The organism is Variovorax sp. 10L421 (genome assembly GCF_056395365.1).
Genome location: NZ_JBFTJJ010000028.1, coordinates 18,576 through 35,216, shown reverse-complemented (window position 1 = coordinate 35,216; position 16,641 = coordinate 18,576). Strand labels below are relative to the sequence as shown.

12 protein-coding genes are annotated in these 16,641 nt (G+C 65.5%); 7 read left to right on the top strand and 5 right to left on the bottom strand.

What is annotated here, in order from left to right; translation table 11 throughout:
- Positions 1-4: 4 nt before the first annotated feature.
- The 3 genes from folD to AC1DFC_RS25510 form a co-directional block, all read right to left on the bottom strand.
- Positions 5-856, bottom strand: a complete 852-nt coding sequence (folD, locus tag AC1DFC_RS25520; RefSeq protein WP_007828211.1) for a bifunctional methylenetetrahydrofolate dehydrogenase/methenyltetrahydrofolate cyclohydrolase FolD — start codon at positions 854-856, stop codon at positions 5-7.
- Between the two features lie 80 nt (positions 857-936).
- Positions 937-1,572, bottom strand: coding sequence for a response regulator transcription factor (locus AC1DFC_RS25515; protein WP_007828214.1), 636 nt, complete (start codon positions 1,570-1,572; stop codon positions 937-939).
- On the bottom strand, positions 1,569-4,109 hold the full coding sequence (locus tag AC1DFC_RS25510) for a PAS domain-containing sensor histidine kinase (RefSeq protein WP_413314670.1): 2,541 nt from the start codon (positions 4,107-4,109) through the stop codon (positions 1,569-1,571). The genes AC1DFC_RS25515 and AC1DFC_RS25510 overlap by 4 nt, the downstream gene beginning before the upstream one ends.
- Positions 4,110-4,325: 216 nt before the next feature.
- Between AC1DFC_RS25510 and aceE the strand changes: the two genes are divergently transcribed.
- The 4 genes from aceE (at position 4,326) to lpdA (ending at position 10,892) form a co-directional block, all read left to right on the top strand.
- Positions 4,326-7,040, top strand: a complete 2,715-nt coding sequence (aceE, locus tag AC1DFC_RS25505) for a pyruvate dehydrogenase (acetyl-transferring), homodimeric type (protein WP_007828218.1) — start codon at positions 4,326-4,328, stop codon at positions 7,038-7,040.
- A gap of 9 nt (positions 7,041-7,049) precedes the next feature.
- Positions 7,050-8,405, top strand: a complete 1,356-nt coding sequence (gene aceF / locus AC1DFC_RS25500) for a dihydrolipoyllysine-residue acetyltransferase (protein ID WP_478180236.1) — start codon at positions 7,050-7,052, stop codon at positions 8,403-8,405.
- A gap of 70 nt (positions 8,406-8,475) precedes the next feature.
- Positions 8,476-9,069 carry an Ntn hydrolase family protein gene (locus AC1DFC_RS25495; RefSeq protein ID WP_007828222.1) on the top strand — a complete coding sequence of 198 codons (594 nt, stop codon included), beginning with the start codon at positions 8,476-8,478 and terminating at the stop codon, positions 9,067-9,069.
- On the top strand, positions 9,066-10,892 hold the full coding sequence (lpdA, locus tag AC1DFC_RS25490) for a dihydrolipoyl dehydrogenase (RefSeq protein WP_413314672.1): 1,827 nt from the start codon (positions 9,066-9,068) through the stop codon (positions 10,890-10,892). Before AC1DFC_RS25495 ends, lpdA begins: the two co-directional genes overlap by 4 nt.
- 74 nt (positions 10,893-10,966) lie before the next feature.
- Here the strand turns inward: lpdA and AC1DFC_RS25485 are convergent, their stop codons facing one another.
- Positions 10,967-11,542 carry a C40 family peptidase gene (locus AC1DFC_RS25485; RefSeq protein ID WP_042672602.1) on the bottom strand — a complete coding sequence of 192 codons (576 nt, stop codon included), beginning with the start codon at positions 11,540-11,542 and terminating at the stop codon, positions 10,967-10,969.
- A gap of 241 nt (positions 11,543-11,783) precedes the next feature.
- Here AC1DFC_RS25485 and AC1DFC_RS25480 point away from each other — a divergent pair, with 241 nt between their 5' ends.
- Positions 11,784-12,914, top strand: a complete 1,131-nt coding sequence (locus tag AC1DFC_RS25480) for a PQQ-dependent sugar dehydrogenase (protein ID WP_413333851.1) — start codon at positions 11,784-11,786, stop codon at positions 12,912-12,914.
- A 15-nt stretch (positions 12,915-12,929) separates the two neighbouring features.
- On the opposite strand, the gene AC1DFC_RS25475 is transcribed toward AC1DFC_RS25480, so the two are convergent.
- Entirely contained in the window at positions 12,930-13,727 is a 798-nt protein-coding gene (locus AC1DFC_RS25475) for an alpha/beta hydrolase (protein ID WP_478180227.1), read from the bottom strand.
- Positions 13,728-13,859: 132 nt separating this feature from the next.
- Between AC1DFC_RS25475 and AC1DFC_RS25470 the strand changes: the two genes are divergently transcribed.
- Positions 13,860-14,462 (top strand): isochorismatase family protein, encoded by a 603-nt coding sequence (locus tag AC1DFC_RS25470; RefSeq protein ID WP_007828237.1) that lies wholly within the window; start codon positions 13,860-13,862, stop codon positions 14,460-14,462.
- Positions 14,463-14,573: 111 nt separating this feature from the next.
- Positions 14,574-16,511 (top strand): propionate--CoA ligase, encoded by a 1,938-nt coding sequence (locus tag AC1DFC_RS25465; RefSeq protein ID WP_478180226.1) that lies wholly within the window; start codon positions 14,574-14,576, stop codon positions 16,509-16,511.
- Positions 16,512-16,641 lie beyond the last annotated feature (130 nt).

Genomic DNA, 16,641 nt, shown 5'->3' with positions numbered 1-16,641 from the left:
GAAATCACTTGGCGGCGCGTTCCGCAGCTTCAAGGGTATTGACGAGGAGCATGGCGCGGGTCATCGGGCCGACGCCGCCCGGCACGGGGGTGATCCAGCCAGCCACTTCCTTCACGCTGTCGAAATCGACGTCGCCGGCCAGCTTGCCGTCGGCCTTGCGGTTCATGCCGACGTCGATGACCACCGCTCCGGGCTTCACCATGTCGGCCGTCAGGAGATCGAGCTTGCCCACGGCAGCCACGATCACGTCGGCCTGCCGCGTGATGGCGCCGAGGTCTTGCGTGGCGCTGTGGCAGATGGTCACGGTGGCGCTCTTGGCCAGCAGCATCATGGCCATCGGCTTGCCGACGATGTTGCTGCGGCCGATGACCACCGCGTGCTTGCCGCGCAGGTCGTAGCCGATGGATTCGAGCATCTTCATGCAGCCGTGCGGCGTGCAGGGCCAGAAGCCGGGTGCGCCGGTCATCAGCGCGCCGGCGCTGGCGACGTGGAAGCCGTCGACGTCCTTGGCGGGCGAGATCGTCTCGATGACTTTCTGGCTGTCCATGTGCTTGGGCAGTGGCAGCTGAACCAGGATGCCGTGCACCTTCGGGTCGTCGTTGAGGGCGCGGATGCGGGCCAGCAAGTCAGCTTCGCTCAGGTCGGCGGGGTAGGTCTCGAGCGTGGCCTGCAGGCCGGTCTCGGTGCTGTCGTTGACCTTGTGCTTCGTGTAGACCTGGCTGGCCGGATCGCTGCCCACCAAAATGATGGACAGTGCCGGGTTCACGCCGCGCGCCTTCAGCGCGGCGGTGCGGCCGGACACCTCGGCACGAATGGTTTTGGCGAGGGCGTTGCCGTCGATCAGTTGGGCGGTCATCGGTTTTGATTTTCCAAGTAAAAACGCCCGCTTGCGCAGGCGTGGGGAAGGTGCGTGGCTATCGGCGGGATAGCTGCGGCTCAGGAGGCCTTGGCCGTGGGGGCCGCTTGCCCGAGCGCTATCTTGAGCAGATCGGCCACAGTATTGGCATTGAGCTTTTCCATGATGTTGGCGCGATGCGCCTCGACCGTCTTGATGCTGATGCCGAGGTCGTCCGCGATCTGCTTGTTCAGGCGGCCGGCGACGATGCGTTCGAGCACCTGCGCCTCGCGGCCCGTGAGCTTGGACAGCAGCGCATCGCGGCTGGCCGACTGCTGGTGCTGCGTGAAGGCGCCGCGCGCATGTTCGAGCATGCGCTCGACCAGCGTGACGAGCTCTTCGTCGTTGAAGGGCTTCTGGATGAAATCCATCGCGCCCTTCTTCATGCTGTCGACCGCCATCGGCACGTCGCCGTGGCCGGTGATGACCACGATCGGCAGCGGGGAGCGGCGTTCGATCAGGCGATCCTGCAGTTCGAGGCCGGTCATGCCGGCCATGCGGATGTCGACGATCAAACAGGCGACTTCGCGCGGGTCGTATCGGGAGAGAAAGGATTCGGCGGAATCGAAACAGCGGACTCTGTAGTCCTTGCCCTCGAGCAGCCATTGCAGCGAATCGCGTACGGCTTCGTCGTCGTCGACGACATAGACCGTGCCCTTCTTCGGAATCAAACTCATGCAGGTACCTTTGCCTCGTCGCTAGCTACGGAACTGATAGCGTCCAACACCGGAATCCAGAAGGAAAAACGGCATCCGATCACATCCGGGCCATTGTAGATGTTCTCCGCCTGCATCCGGCCGCGGTGCGACTCGACGATGGTGCGGCACAGATTGAGCCCGATGCCCATGCCCTCGGGCTTGGTGGAGAAGAAGGCTTCGTAGAGCCGGTCCATCACTTCCGGAGCGAGCCCCTTGCCCGTGTCCTGCACCGAGAACTCGATGGCGTTGTGGCCTTCGATGACCTTGGGCAGCACGCGCAGCTCGACGCTGCGGCGCGCCAGCGGGCGCTCGGCGATGTCGATGGATTCGGCCGCGTTCTTCAGCAGGTTGACCATCACCTGCTCGATGAGGATCGGGTCGACGCGCACCACCGGCAGCCGCGCGGCCACGTAGTGGTTCAGGCGCACGTTGCGCCGGCGCAGCTCGATGCCTGCCAGCTCGACCGCCTCGCTCACCATGGTGGCCACGTCGGCCGGCGTGCGGTTGGGTTCGCTGCGCTTCACGAAAGAGCGGATGCGCTGGATGATCTGGCCGGCGCGCTGGGCCTGCTTCGACGTTTTCTCGAGCGCGGCGAGCAGCGCGTCGTTGTCGATCGATTGGCCCTTGATGCGCGACATCATCCCGTTGCAGTAGTTGGTGATGGCGGTCAGCGGCTGGTTGAGCTCGTGGGCCACGCTGGAGGCCATCTCGCCCATCGTGATGAGTCGGCTCGCAGCCTGGGCCTTGTCGGCCTGAGCGGCGGCCTGCTCCTCGGCGTCGCGGCGCGGCGTGATGTCGGTGGCGATCACCAGCTGCGCGAGGCGGCCGTCGACCCATGTCAGGTAGCGCGAACGCACTTCGAGCCATTTGCCGAGGTGCGGCACGAAGATTTCGTTGTTGGCCGCCTGCGCCGCGGTGAGCGTGTCGATCGGCAGGCCCGCGTACGGATCGACGTCGTCGAGGCCTTCGTCGTGCGCATTCGAGGCTGGCACACCTGCCTGCGCGACCATGCCCAGATGGCCCACGGTGTCGGAGCCGAACCAGAGCCGGTACAGCTTGTTGGCGAACAGCAGTTCCTCGCTGCCGATGGGGGCCACCGACACGGCCGCATCGAGCGCTTCCAGCACGGTGGTGAAGCGTTCGTACGAAGCCGACAACTGCTCGCGGATGCGCGTGGGCTCGGTGATGTCGGTCATCGACGTCATCCAGCCGGTCTGGTGGCCGCGCGCGTCGATCAGCGGCGACACGTAGAGCCGGGCGTTGAACACGCTGCCGTTCTTGCGCTTCACGCGCACCTGGAAGCCGCCGGGCAGGGCACGGCCATGCAGCTCTTCTTCCAGGCGCTCGTTCATCACTTCGCGGTCGGATTCGAGCCAGTAGGGGAAGGGCGGCGACTGGCCGACGAGCTCGGCCTCGCTCCATCCGGTCATCGCGCAGAAGGCGGCGTTCACGTAGGTGATGCGGCCCTGCAGGTCGAGCACGCGCATGCCGGTCAGCATGGAGTTCTCCATGGCGCGGCGGAAATTGGTTTCTGCGACCAGCCGCTGCTGTGCCTGCAGCCGCCGCCGCGTGTGCCGCCAGGTGCCGATGAGCATCCAGCTCGTGAGCACGCTGAGCGCGCAGACCAGCCAGAACAGCCCGTTGCCGACCACGCCCTGCGAGGTGCGGTAGGCCTGCGCCCGCAGCACCAGAGCATTGCCCACCGGGGACACCGGCACTTCGTATTCGTTGGTCCGCTCGGTCCAGGGCAGCAGGCGCGTGCCGCCTTCCTTCAGGGTGGTGGTRTTGCCCGCGATCGCGTGGCCCTTGGCGTCGAGCAGCGACACCGCATAGCGCGCCTGTACTTCGGACGGCATGCCGTAGCGCAGCAGCCCGTCGACCGAGAACTCGCCAAGCACGACGCCCGCGAACAGTCCTTGATCGAAAAGGGGGATGTGCAGCTGCAGCATCGCAGGGGGGTCGCCTCCGGCCACGGGCTGCGAATACACCGGCTGGCGCAGCTCGCGGGCCAGCGCATAGTTGCTCTCGATGTCGCCGGGACGCAGCACGTCGCCGATCAGGTGCTGCTGGGCCGGGTGCACGCTGGGCGCCGCATAGCCGGCCTTGAAGCGGCGGCGGTCGTCGATCCAGGTGATGGTCTGCAGCTCGGGGAACTGGCTCACCAGCGACTCGGCTCGGCTGGTGAATTCGACCGGGTCGATCTCGCGGTTGGAAGCGTCGCGTGCGATGCGCATCAACTGCTCCTGCCGTTCCAAAAGCCGCAGGCGCATGCGCTGCTGTGCGTATTCGACGTCGCGGCGCACCGACTCCTGCTCGCGCTCGACTTCCTCGGTGCGCAGGTACCAGAAGGCGGACACGATGGCGGCAAGAAACAACAGCACGGCCGCCATCGGCGCGAGCATGGCGACTGCGTCCTGCAGCACCGGTGTCTGCCGGCGCCACCACCTGCGCCACCAGGACAGGGGCGAGGCATTCACGGCACTGCGGGCAACCGCCAGCGGAGAGGAAAAGGGCATGGTCCGAGTTTAGGTGAAGCCCTTCGGAAACGACGGCAAAGCAACGTCGGCCCGGGCTTGCGCGCGGTTTTGCGCAGGGCAAACGCGAACTGAGAATATCACATTAAGAAATTGCTACGCACTATTTGAAATCTCGATGTTTCTATGCGAAACTCCGCCGCGTTCGCTGCACAGCGCACTTAAATTACAGCCACAGCCCTAAAAGGAGAGACAAGCATGTCGGCAAATCCCGAGAACCTGTTCGGCTCGGCCGCAAACGATGCGGACGCCCAGGAGACCCGTGAATGGATGGATGCACTGTCCTCCGTCATCCAGAGCGAGGGTCCGGAGCGGGCCCACTTCCTTCTCGAGCAACTGCTCGAACATGCCCGCCAGAACACGGTCGACATGCCGTTCTCGGCCAACACGGGCTACGTCAACACCATCGAGCCCTCGCAGGAGGCCCGCAGCCCCGGCAACCTCGAGATCGAACAACGCCTGCGTGCCTACATGCGCTGGAATGCCATGGCGATGGTGGTCAAGGCCAACCGCATCCACCCGCCCGAAGGCGGCGACCTCGGCGGCCACATCGGCTCCTTCGCCTCGCTGGCCAGCATGTTCGGCGCCGGCTTCAACCACTTCTGGCACGCCGAGAGCGAGAACCACGGCGGCGACCTGCTCTACATCCAGGGCCACGTTTCGCCCGGCATTTATGCCCGCGCCTACCTCGAAGGCCGCCTCTCCGAAGAGCAGCTGCTCAACTTCCGCCAGGAAGTAGACGGCAAGGGCCTGTCGAGCTACCCGCACCCCAAGCTGATGCCGGAGTTCTGGCAGTTCCCGACCGTCTCGATGGGCCTGGGGCCGCTGATGGCGATCTACCAGGCGCGCTTCCTCAAGTACCTGCATGCACGCGGCATCGCCAACACCGAGAACCGCAAGGTCTGGGTGTTCTGTGGCGACGGTGAAATGGACGAGGTGGAATCGCTTGGCGCGATCGGCCTGGCGGCGCGCGAGAACCTCGACAACCTGATCTTCGTCATCAACTGCAACCTGCAGCGCCTGGACGGTCCGGTGCGCGGCAACGGCAAGATCATCCAGGAACTGGAAGGCGAATTCCGCGGTGCCAACTGGAACGTCGTCAAGCTGATCTGGGGCAAGGGCTGGGACGCCCTGCTCGAAAAGGACCATGACGGCGCGCTGCGCAAGATCATGATGGAGTGCAACGACGGCGACTACCAGGCCATGAAGGCCAACGACGGTGCCTACGTGCGCAAGAACTTCTTCGGCCGCGACCCGCGCACGCTGAAGATGGTCGAGCACATGACCGACGACGAGGTCTGGAGCCTGCAGCGCGGCGGCCACGACTCGCAGAAGGTGTACGCCGCCTTCCATGCCGCCCAGAACCACAAGGGCCAGCCCACGGTGCTGCTCGTCAAGACCGTCAAGGGCTTCGGCATGGGCAAGATCGGCGAAGGCAAGAACACGGTCCACCAGACCAAGAAGCTCGGCGACGAAGACATCAAGGCCTTCCGCGACCGCTTCAACATTCCGATTCCCGACAGCCAGATCGCCGAGCTGCCGTTCTACAAGCCGGCCGACGACACGCCGGAAATGCGCTACCTGCACGAGCGCCGCAAGGCGCTCGGCGGCTACCTGCCGCATCGCCGCGCCAAGGCCGACGAGAGCTTCACGGTGCCCTCGCTCGACACCTTCAAGTCGGTGATCGAGCCCACGGCCGAAGGCCGCGAGATCTCGACCACGCAGGCCTACGTGCGCTTCCTCACGCAGCTGCTGCGCGACAAGGCGCTGGGCCCGCGCGTCGTGCCCATCCTGGTGGACGAGGCACGCACCTTCGGCATGGAAGGCTTGTTCCGCCAGATCGGCATCTACAACCCGCACGGTCAGCAGTACACCCCGGTCGATAAAGACCAGGTCATGTACTACAAGGAAGACAAGGCCGGCCAGATCCTGCAGGAAGGCATCAACGAAGCCGGCGGCATGTCGAGCTGGATCGCGGCGGCCACGTCGTACAGCACGAACAACCGCATCATGGTGCCGTTCTATGTGTACTACTCGATGTTCGGCTTCCAGCGCATCGGCGACCTCGCCTGGGCGGCCGGCGACATGCAGGCCCGCGGCTTCCTGCTGGGCGGTACCTCGGGACGCACCACGCTGAACGGCGAAGGCCTGCAGCACGAAGACGGCCACAGCCACATCCTGGCCAACACCATCCCGAACTGCGTGAGCTACGACCCGACCTTCGCGCACGAAGTCGGCGTGATCCTGCACCATGGCCTGAAGCGCATGGTCGAGAAGCAGGACAACGTCTACTACTACCTGACGCTGCTCAACGAGAACTACGCGATGCCCGGCCTCCAGCCCGGTACCGAAGAGCAGATCATCAAGGGCATGTACCTGTCGAAGCAGGGCCCTGCGCTCAAGGCCAAGGCACCGACCGTGCAACTGCTGGGCAGCGGCACCATCCTGCGCGAAAGCTTTGCCGCGCAAGAGCTGCTCGAAAAGGACTGGGGCGTGTCGGCTTCCGTGTGGAGCTGCCCGAGCTTCAATGAGCTCACGCGTGACGGCCAGGACGCCGACCGCTGGAACCTGCTGCACCCGGACCAGACGCCGCGCGTGCCCTTCGTGGCCGAGCAGCTTGCGCCCACCACCGGCCCGGTGGTCGCCTCGACCGACTACATGAAGGCCTACGCCGAGCAGATTCGCCCCTTCATCCCGAAGGGCCGCAACTACAAGGTGCTGGGCACCGACGGCTTCGGCCGCAGCGACTTCCGAAACAAGCTGCGCGAGCACTTCGAGATCAACCGCCACTACATCGTGGTGGCTGCGCTCAAGGCGCTGAGCGAAGATGGCACCGTGCCGGTGGCCAAGGTGGTGGAAGCGATCAAGAAGTACGGCATCAATGTCGACAAGGTCAACCCGCTCTACGCCTGACCCTCAACAATCAACGAACGAAACGGCGCCTCAGGGCGGGAGACAAACGATATGGCAGCAGTGGAAGTCAAGGTGCCSGACATCGGCGATTTCGAKGAAGTCGCSGTGATCGARGTGCTCGTGAAGGTGGGCGACRYGGTCAAGGCCGAGCAGTCGCTCATCACGGTGGAGTCGGACAAGGCMTCGATGGAAATTCCGTCGTCGGCTGCGGGCGTGCTCAAGGAACTCAAGGTCAAGGTGGGCGACACGGTCAACATCGGTGACCTGATCGCGGTGCTCGAAGGCGCTGCAGGGGCCGCTGCTCCGGCGCCGACCCAGGCAGCGGCTGCCGCACCGGCAACCGCAACCGCCAGTGCACCTGCACCGGCTGCTGCATCGGCGCCTGCTGCCGCCGCTGCTCCGGCTCATCAGCCGACGGTCGCCCCCAGCGCAAGCCTTCCGCACGCCTCGCCCTCGGTGCGCAAGTTCGCGCGCGAACTCGGCGTGCCGCTCGAAGAGGTCAAGGGCTCCGGTCCCAAGGGCCGCATCACGCAGGAAGACATCCAGAACTTCACCAAGGCCGTGATGAGCGGACAGGCCAGCACCAAGGCCTCGGCGGCCAAGGCGCCGGCCGGTGGTGGCGACGGCGCCGCGCTGGGCCTGATCCCATGGCCCAAGGTCGACTTCACGAAGTTCGGCACGGTCGAGCGCAAGGACCTGTCGCGCATCAAGAAGCTCAGCGGCGCGAACCTGCACCGCAACTGGGTGATGATCCCGCACGTCACCAACAACGACGAAGCCGACATTACCGAGCTCGAGGCCTTCCGCGTCTCCACCAACAAGGAGAACGAGAAATCGGGCGTGAAGGTCACGATGCTGGCCTTCGTCATCAAGGCGGTGGTCGCGGCGCTGAAGAAGTTCCCCGAGTTCAACACCAGCCTGGACGGCGACCAGCTCGTCTACAAGCAGTACTACAACATCGGCTTCGCGGCGGACACGCCCAACGGCCTCGTGGTGCCGGTGCTCAAGGATGCCGACAAGAAGGGCATCCTGCAGATCAGCGCCGAGATGGGCGAGCTCGCCAAGAAGGCGCGCGACGGCAAGCTCGGCTCGGCCGACATGCAGGGCGGCTGCTTCTCGATCAGCTCGCTGGGCGGCATCGGCGGCACGCACTTCACGCCGATCATCAACGCTCCCGAAGTGGCCATCCTCGGCCTCTCGAAGGGCCAGATGAAGCCGGTGTGGGACGGCAAGCAGTTCGTGCCGCGCCTGACGCTGCCGATGTCGCTGTCGTACGACCACCGCGTGATCGACGGCGCCCTGGCTGCGCGTTTCAACGCCTACCTGGGCCAGGTGCTCGCGGACTATCGCCGTATTCTTCTATGACCCCCCGAGCACCTGCGGTGCTCCCCCCAGAGGGGGGCGCCTCCCTTGGGGCGGCCCGGCGGGAGGCGCTATGACCACCGTAGTGGCCGTCCGCAAAGGCGGCCAGGTCACGATGGCAGCCGATTCTCTGGTGACCTTCGGCGACACGCGGCTTTCGCACCGCGCCGAGGCGAACCAGAAGATCTTCACCGTCGAGGATGCGGCGGGGCAGAGCCTGTTCGCGGTGGCTGGTGCCGCCGCGCACTTCCTGGTGCTGCAGCACGCGCTGGCCGCGCAGCCGCGCGAGCAGTTGCTGTTCGGCAGCAAGCACGAGATCTTCCGCACCTTCACGATGCTGCATCCGGTGCTGAAGGACTCGTTCTTCATGCAGACCAAGGAAGACGAGCACGAGCCCTACGAGTCGAGCCAGTTCACGATGCTGCTGGCCAACCAGAGCGGCATCTACGGCATCTACAGCTACCGCGAGGTGTTCGAGTTCAAGGAGTTCTGGGCCATCGGCTCGGGACGCAGCTTTGCGCTCGGCGCCATGCACGCGGCCTATGACATCAAGTCGCGCAACTCGCGCGACGTGGCGGAGGCAGGCATCGCCGCCGCCTGCGAATTCGATCGCAATTCGGCCCCACCGGTCGACGTTCTCACACTCAAACTGAAAGTGTCCAAATGAGCGAACAACAAATCAAGGTGCCCGACATCGGCGACTTCGACGAAGTGGCAGTGATCGAGGTGCTGGTCAATGTAGGAGACACGGTCAAGGCCGAGCAGTCGCTGATCACGGTCGAATCGGACAAGGCCTCGATGGAGATTCCGTCGTCCGCTGCCGGCGTGGTGAAGTCGCTGGCCGTGAAGGTGGGCGACAAGGTCAAGGAAGGCTCGGTGGTGCTGACGCTGGAGGTGGACGGTGCCGCGGCGGCAGCGCCCGCAGCGGCCGCACCGGCGCCCGCAACTGCGCCCCCCGCATCCAAGGCAGCGCCCGCACCGGCCCCTGCATCGGCGGCCGTGGCGGTGTCGAGCTATGGCGGCAAGGTCGATGTCGAATGCGACGTGATCGTGCTCGGCGCCGGCCCCGGCGGTTACTCGGCCGCCTTCCGTGCCGCTGACTTGGGCCTGAAGGTCGTGCTGATCGAGCGCTACGCCACCCTCGGCGGCGTGTGCCTGAACGTCGGCTGCATCCCGTCGAAGGCGCTGCTGCACGTGGCTTCCGTGATGGACGAGGTCAAGCATTTCGCCGACCTCGGCGTGAGCTTCGCCGCGCCCACGGTCGACCGCGCCAAGCTGCTCGGCCACAAGAACAAGGTGGTGGGCAAGCTCACCGGCGGCCTCACGGCCATGGCCAAGATGCGCAAGGTGACGGTGCTGCGCGGCGTCGGCAACTTCATCGATCCGTACCACCTCGAGGTGGAAGAAACCTCCGGCACGAGCTGGGACACCACCGGCAAGAAGCAGACGGTCAAGTTCCGCAACGCGATCATCGCGGCCGGTTCGCAGTCGGTGAGCCTGCCGTTCATGCCGAAGGACCCGCGCGTGGTCGACTCGACCGGCGCGCTCGAGATGGGCACCGACCCCAAGCGCATGCTGATCCTGGGCGGCGGCATCATCGGCCTCGAAATGGGCACGGTGTATTCCACGCTCGGCGCGCGCCTGGACGTGGTCGAGATGCTCGACGGCCTGATGCAGGGCGCCGACCGCGACCTCGTGAAGGTCTGGCAGAAGATGAACACCCCGCGCTTCGACAACATCATGCTCAAGACCAAGACGGTCGGCGCCGAAGCCACGAAGGAGGGCATCAAGATCACCTTCGAGGGCGAGAACGCGCCGAAGGAACCGCAGGTCTACGACCTCGTGCTGCAGGCCGTGGGCCGCAGCCCGAACGGCAAGAAGATCGGCGCCGAGAAGGCAGGCGTCACGGTGAGCGACCGGGGCTTCATTCCGGTCGACATCCAGATGCGCACCAACGTGCCCCACATCTTCGCCATCGGCGACATCGTGGGCCAGCCCATGCTGGCGCACAAGGCGGTGCACGAGGCGCACGTGGCAGCTGAAGTCATCGCCGGCGAGCAGAAGGGGGACAAGGAGTTGTCCAGCGCCGCCTTCAATGCCCGCGTGATCCCCAGCGTCGCCTACACCGACCCCGAAGTGGCGTGGGTCGGCCTCACCGAGGACCAGGCGAAGGCCGAGGGCATCAAGGTCAAGAAGGGGCACTTCCCGTGGACGGCCTCGGGCCGCGCCATTGCCAACGGCCGCGACGAGGGCTTCACCAAGCTGCTGTTCGATGCCGAAACGCACCGCATCCTCGGCGGGGGCATCGTCGGCACGCATGCCGGTGACATGATCGGCGAGATCGCTCTGGCGATCGAGATGGGCGCGGACGAGATCGACATCGGCAAGACCATCCACCCGCACCCGACGCTGGGCGAAAGCATCGGCATGGCGGCGGAAGTGGCGCATGGCACCTGCACGGACCTGCCGCCGGCGAAGAAGGCCGCATGACCCAGGGCGCGACCGAGCGCCCATGAAAAAATCCCGCCGAGGCGGGATTTTTTTCGTCCTGGCTTGCGGAGGGCTCAGTTGCCGGTGTTGGCGAGAGCCGCAGCCTTGACTTCTTCCGTCGGTCCGCCGAGCACGCGGCGGGCGCCGTCGAAGCGGTGTTGCCAGTAGCTTCCGTTCATGTCTTCCACGCGAACCTGGGCGCCGGAGCGGGGCGAGTGGATGAACTTGCCTTCGCCGACGTAGATGCCGACATGGCTGAAGGCGCGGCGCATGGTGTTGAAGAACACGAGATCGCCGGGCTTGAGCTGGCTGCGATCGATCTTCTCGGTGGCGGCGGCTTGCTCTTCGGCGCGGCGCGGGAGCATGTGGCCCACGGTCTGGTTGTACATGGCGCGAACGAAGCCGCTGCAATCGAAGCCCGATTCGGCGGTGTTGCCGCCGCGGCGGTATGGAACGCCGAGGAAGCCGATGGCGGTCACCACGAGATCCGAAGTGCGTTCGGTGACGGTCTGGCGAACCTGCTTGAGCTGTCCGATGATGCCCTTGTCGGCGAGCATTCGTGCCAACTCGTCATCGGTCTTGTCTTGTTGGGGGGCCGCATGAACGGCGACGGCAAATAGAAGGGACGCGGGAAGGACGAAAAAACGCATGGCGCGTAGGATATTGATGACGCGCGGTTATGTCAATTTAAACAGAATTAGCGAATCCATTTGTAAGTCATTGATTTACATGGGAAATTTTAATCCGGTTCAGGAAAAAATGTAACGGCGAACGTTTATGGCCCATAAGCGGTTGACCTCGAAAGGGCCCTCGGACCTCGGGTTGATCGATGCTCTTGCTGGATTCAGTCGTTATTTCCCGTCAAGATCGCCCCAACTTCACGGAAAAGCCATGAATTTGCCGCGCTTATCACTTTTGGCTTCTCTTCGTCTCTGGACATTTGTCACGGTAATCGGTTTCTGCGCCACCGCCGCGGCGCAGATGAGGCCTGAAACGTTGGTTACCGGTCTTGAAAACCCGTGGGGCGTCGCCTTCCTCCCGGGTGGCCGTTTCGTGGTGACGGAGCGGCCCGGCCGCCTCCGGCTGGTCGGTGCCGACGGGAAGATCTCGGCGCCCATCGCGGGCTTGCCTCTCATCGCGGCGGGCGGGCAGGGCGGGTTGCTCGACGTGCTGGCCGATTCCGACTTCGAGAAAAACCGCACGCTGTACTTCTGCTTCTCCGAACCCGATGCCGGCGGTTCGGCCAACAGCACCGCGCTGGCCCGCGCCAATCTGTCGGCCGACGGCACCAAGCTCGAGGGGCTGAAGATCATCTTCAGCCAGCAGCCCAAGGTCGCGAGCCGCAACCACTTCGGCTGCCGCATCGTAGAGGCGCGCGATGGCGCGCTGTTCCTCACGCTGGGCGACCGCTTCAGTCGCAAGGAAGACGCGCAGAAGCTCGACAACCACCTGGGCAAGATCGTGCGCATCGGCAAGGACGGCACGGTGCCCAAGGACAACCCCTTCGTCGGCAAGGCGGGCGTGCTGCCCGAGATCTGGAGCTACGGCCATCGCAACGGACAGGGCGCCACGCTTGCGCCCGACGGCCGCCTCTGGATGACCGAGCACGGGCCGCAGGGCGGCGACGAAATCAACATTCCGCAGGCCGGCCGCAACTACGGCTGGCCTGTCATCACCTACGGCGAGAACTACGGCGGCGGAAAGATCGGCGACGGCATCACGGCCAAGGAGGGCATGGAGCAGCCGCTGCACTACTGGGTGCCGTCGATCGCGCCGTCCGGCATGGCGTTCCTGACCAGCGACCGCTACGGCGCGGGCTGGAAGGGCAACCTGTTCGTGGGCTCGCTCAAGTTCGGCTATCTCGACCGCATCGAGCTGAAAGGCGCAAAGGTGGTCGCCGAGCACAAGCTGCTGGCCGAGGGTCGCGCCCGCATACGCGACGTGAAGCAGGGGCCGGATGGATTGCTCTACGTGCTCACCGACGAAGCCGACGGCAAGCTGCTGCGCCTGCGGCCGAACTGAGTTCGGCGCGAATTTTCAGCCAGGGCAGCCCGGCAGCGGCAAGGTCGGCAGCATCCGGCGCCAGAGGCGGTTCCACTCAGGCCAGTCGTGGCCGCCTTCTGTCGTGAAAACGCGCTCGGGCGGCAGTACGTTCGCCAGTAGCCGGTTGCTGAAGGCAAAGCGGTCGTCCACGCCGTAGCCCAGATAGAGCGGCGGCCGCGCGCCTGCCGTGTTCGTGAAGCCCGCGTAACCGCGCAGCCATTGCCAGAGCTGTGTCTCGTTGGGCGTTCGCGGAGGGCTCGCGGCCGGGTCGACCAGCGGCCCGTTCCACCTGGCGAGGCCGCCCGCGTTGGCGATGTCCGTGCCGAGCGCGCGCTCGCCGAGATAGGGCGCGAGCGTCACCAGCCCGGCGAGTTCGCCGGGGTGTGTCTGCGCATAGAGCATTCCGCCGAAACCGCCGAGGGAAATGCCGACGAACCAGAGGTGGCGGTAGCCCTGGCTGCGCGCCGGCGCGACCACGTCGGCGCTCAGGCGATCGAGGATGGTCTTGTCGTTGTAGTAGCCCAGATGTGCGTCGACCAGCATCACGTCTGCCGCGACGCGATTCTCCTGAACGGCATGGACGAAGCCCTCGCGCGCGAACTCGTCGGGCGCCGAGTAGGCGCCGGGAAGCATGACCAGCAGCGTGTCGACCTCGCCGCGTGCGCAGCTGCTCCTTTCGAGCGAAGTCGCCATCGGCACCACGGCCTTGCGCACGCCGCCGCAGGCCACGGCGAGCAGCGCGGCGCCGAGGCCCAGCGCCGCGAGGCACGCCCGTTTGGAGAACAGCTTCATGCGCCGCAGTTTAGGCGTGCCTCGATGCGGGCAGACGGCCCGTGCCGGCGGGCGCAGGTCGAGAGAGCCCGACGCGGTCCTTTCGGTGGTACGGTTCAGCCCAACTCAACCGATACCTGAAAGACACCGCTCATGCTGCTCGACGCCTCGCTCTCCCAACTCGTTCTGGTCGACTACCAGGCGCGGCTGATGCCGGCGATCTTCGAGGGCGAGGCCGTCGCGCAGAACGCAGTGCGCCTCGGCAAGATGGCGCACCTGTTCCAGGTGCCGGTGTTCGGCACCGAGCACAACCCCTCCAGCCTTGGCGAAAACCTGCCCGACGTCCGCGCGCTGTGCCAGCGCACCCTGTCGAAGATGCATTTCAGCGGCGTGGAGGAAGGCCTCGGCGAGTGGCTGCGCGTGCCGGCCAAGGCGCCGCAGGGCAATGCGCGCAGCCTGCCCAAGCATCTGCAAAAGCCCGCCGCCGCGGCCGAGGAGCGCAACAGCATCGTGATCGCCGGCTGCGAAGCCCATGTCTGCCTGCTGCAGACCGCGCTCGACCTGCTGGAAGACGAGTTCGAAGTCTGGGTCGTGACCGATGCCTGCAGTTCGCGCACCGAGCGCAACCGCGACGCGGCCTTCGACCGGCTGGCGGGTGCCGGTGCCGAACTCGTGACGACCGAGATGGTCGGTTTCGAGTGGCTGCGCACGGCGGAACACCCCGCGTTTCCTGAATTGCTTTCGCTCGTCCGGTAACCGCATCTGCGGCGGGAGGAAGGGCTCGGCCGGATTGTTCCGGCCGTCAGCTTGCTGCAAGATCGACCTCCATAATTATGAATTCAGTTTTGGTGGTGCTGCCAGACCCGAATGAATAACAGGAGACATACCCAGATGAGCCGCTACGAAGAGTTCTATCGCCAGTCCGTCGATGCGCCCGAGGCCTTCTGGGCCGAGCAGGCGAAGCTGATCGACTGGCAAAACCCCGCGCAACAGATCCTGGATGCCAGCCGGCCGCCTTTTGCGCGCTGGTTCGTAGGCGGCACGACCAACCTGTGCCACAACGCGGTCGACCGGCATCTGGCCGCGCGGGGCGATCAGCCCGCGCTGGTCTTCGTCTCCACCGAAACCGGCGTCGAGAAGAGCTGCAGCTTCAACGAGTTGCATGCCGAGGTGCAGCGCACCGCCGCCAGCCTGATCGAACTCGGCGTGGGCAAGGGCGATCGCGTGCTCATCTACATGCCTATGATTCCCGAGGCCGCCTTCGCGATGCTGGCCTGCGCGCGCATCGGCGCCATCCATTGCGTGGTGTTCGGCGGATTCGCCAGCGGCTCGCTGGCCACGCGCATCGAGGACGCCGAGCCCAAGGTGATCGTGAGCGCCGATGCGGGCTCGCGTGGCGGCAAGGTCATTGCGTACAAGCCCTTGCTCGACGAGGCGATCCGCCTGTCGAAACACAAGCCCTCGGCGGTGCTGCTCACGGACCGCGGCCTCGCATCCATGGACCTGACTGCGGGCCGTGACCACCTGGCCGCCGAACTCAGGCGCAAGCACCTCGACGCCAAGGTGCCCTGCACATGGCTCGCCTCCACCGACATCAGCTACACCATCTACACCAGCGGCACGACCGGCAAGCCCAAGGGCGTGCAGCGCGACGTGGGCGGCTACGCGGTCGCGCTGGCCGCCAGCATGAAGCACATCTTCGACGGCCGACCCGGCGAAACCTACTTCTCGACCAGCGATATCGGCTGGGTGGTGGGCCACAGCTACATCGTCTACGGCCCGCTCATCGCGGGCATGGCGACGATCATGTACGAGGGCCTGCCCACGCAAGGCATCGACCGGCAGCCCGACGGCGGCATCTGGTGGCGACTCGTCGAAAAGTACAAGGTGACGGTGATGTTCAGCGCTCCCACCGCGGTGCGCGTGCTCAAGAAGCAGGACCCGGCGCTGTTGAAGAGGTACGACCTGTCGAGCCTGCGCGCGCTGTTTTTGGCGGGCGAGCCGCTCGACGAGCCCACCGCACGCTGGATCAGCGAAGGCCTGGGCGTGCCGATCATCGACAACTACTGGCAGACCGAATCGGGCTGGCCGATGATCACCATCGCCAACGGCGTGGAGGCCAAGCCCAGCAAGTTCGGCAGCCCGGGCGTGCCGATGTACGGCTACCGCATCAAGATCCTGCATGAATCGACCGGCGAAGAACTGACCGCCCCGAACGAGAAGGGCGTGGTGGTGGTCGAAGGCCCGACGCCGCCCGGCTTCATGCAGACCGTATGGAAGGACGATGCGCGCTTCGTCAACACCTACTGGAAGAGCGTGCCCGGCAAGATGGTCTACTCGACCTTCGACTGGGGCATTCGCGACGAAGACGGCTATTTCTACATCCTCGGTCGCACCGACGACGTGATCAACGTGGCAGGCCACCGCCTCGGCACGCGCGAGATCGAGGGGAGCATCTCGGGCCACGCCAACGTGGCCGAGGTCGCTGTGGTGGGCGTGGCCGACGCGCTCAAGGGCCAGGTCGCGATGGCCTTCGTCGTTCCCAAGGACGGCAAGGCCGTGGGCGACGCCGATGCGGCACTCAAGCTCGAAGGCGAGATCATGAAGATGGTGGCAGACCAGCTCGGGGCGCTGGCGCGGCCAGCGCGCGTGCGTTTCGTGAGCGGCCTGCCCAAGACGCGCAGCGGCAAGCTGCTGCGCCGTGCCATCCAGGCTGTGTGCGAGCAGCGCGACCCGGGCGACCTGACCACCATCGACGACCCCGCCACGCTGCAGCAAATCAAACAGTTACTCTCTTCCGCCTGAATGAGCAGTGGAGGGGTTGCGAAGCTCCTTTGGGCCGTCATATGGTTGACGTGGCACAATGCCAAGGTACTCAGGCCCTTCCCCAGCCACAGTCGCATCCGCCAATCGGTTCAGCCGTGTCGCGGAAGGT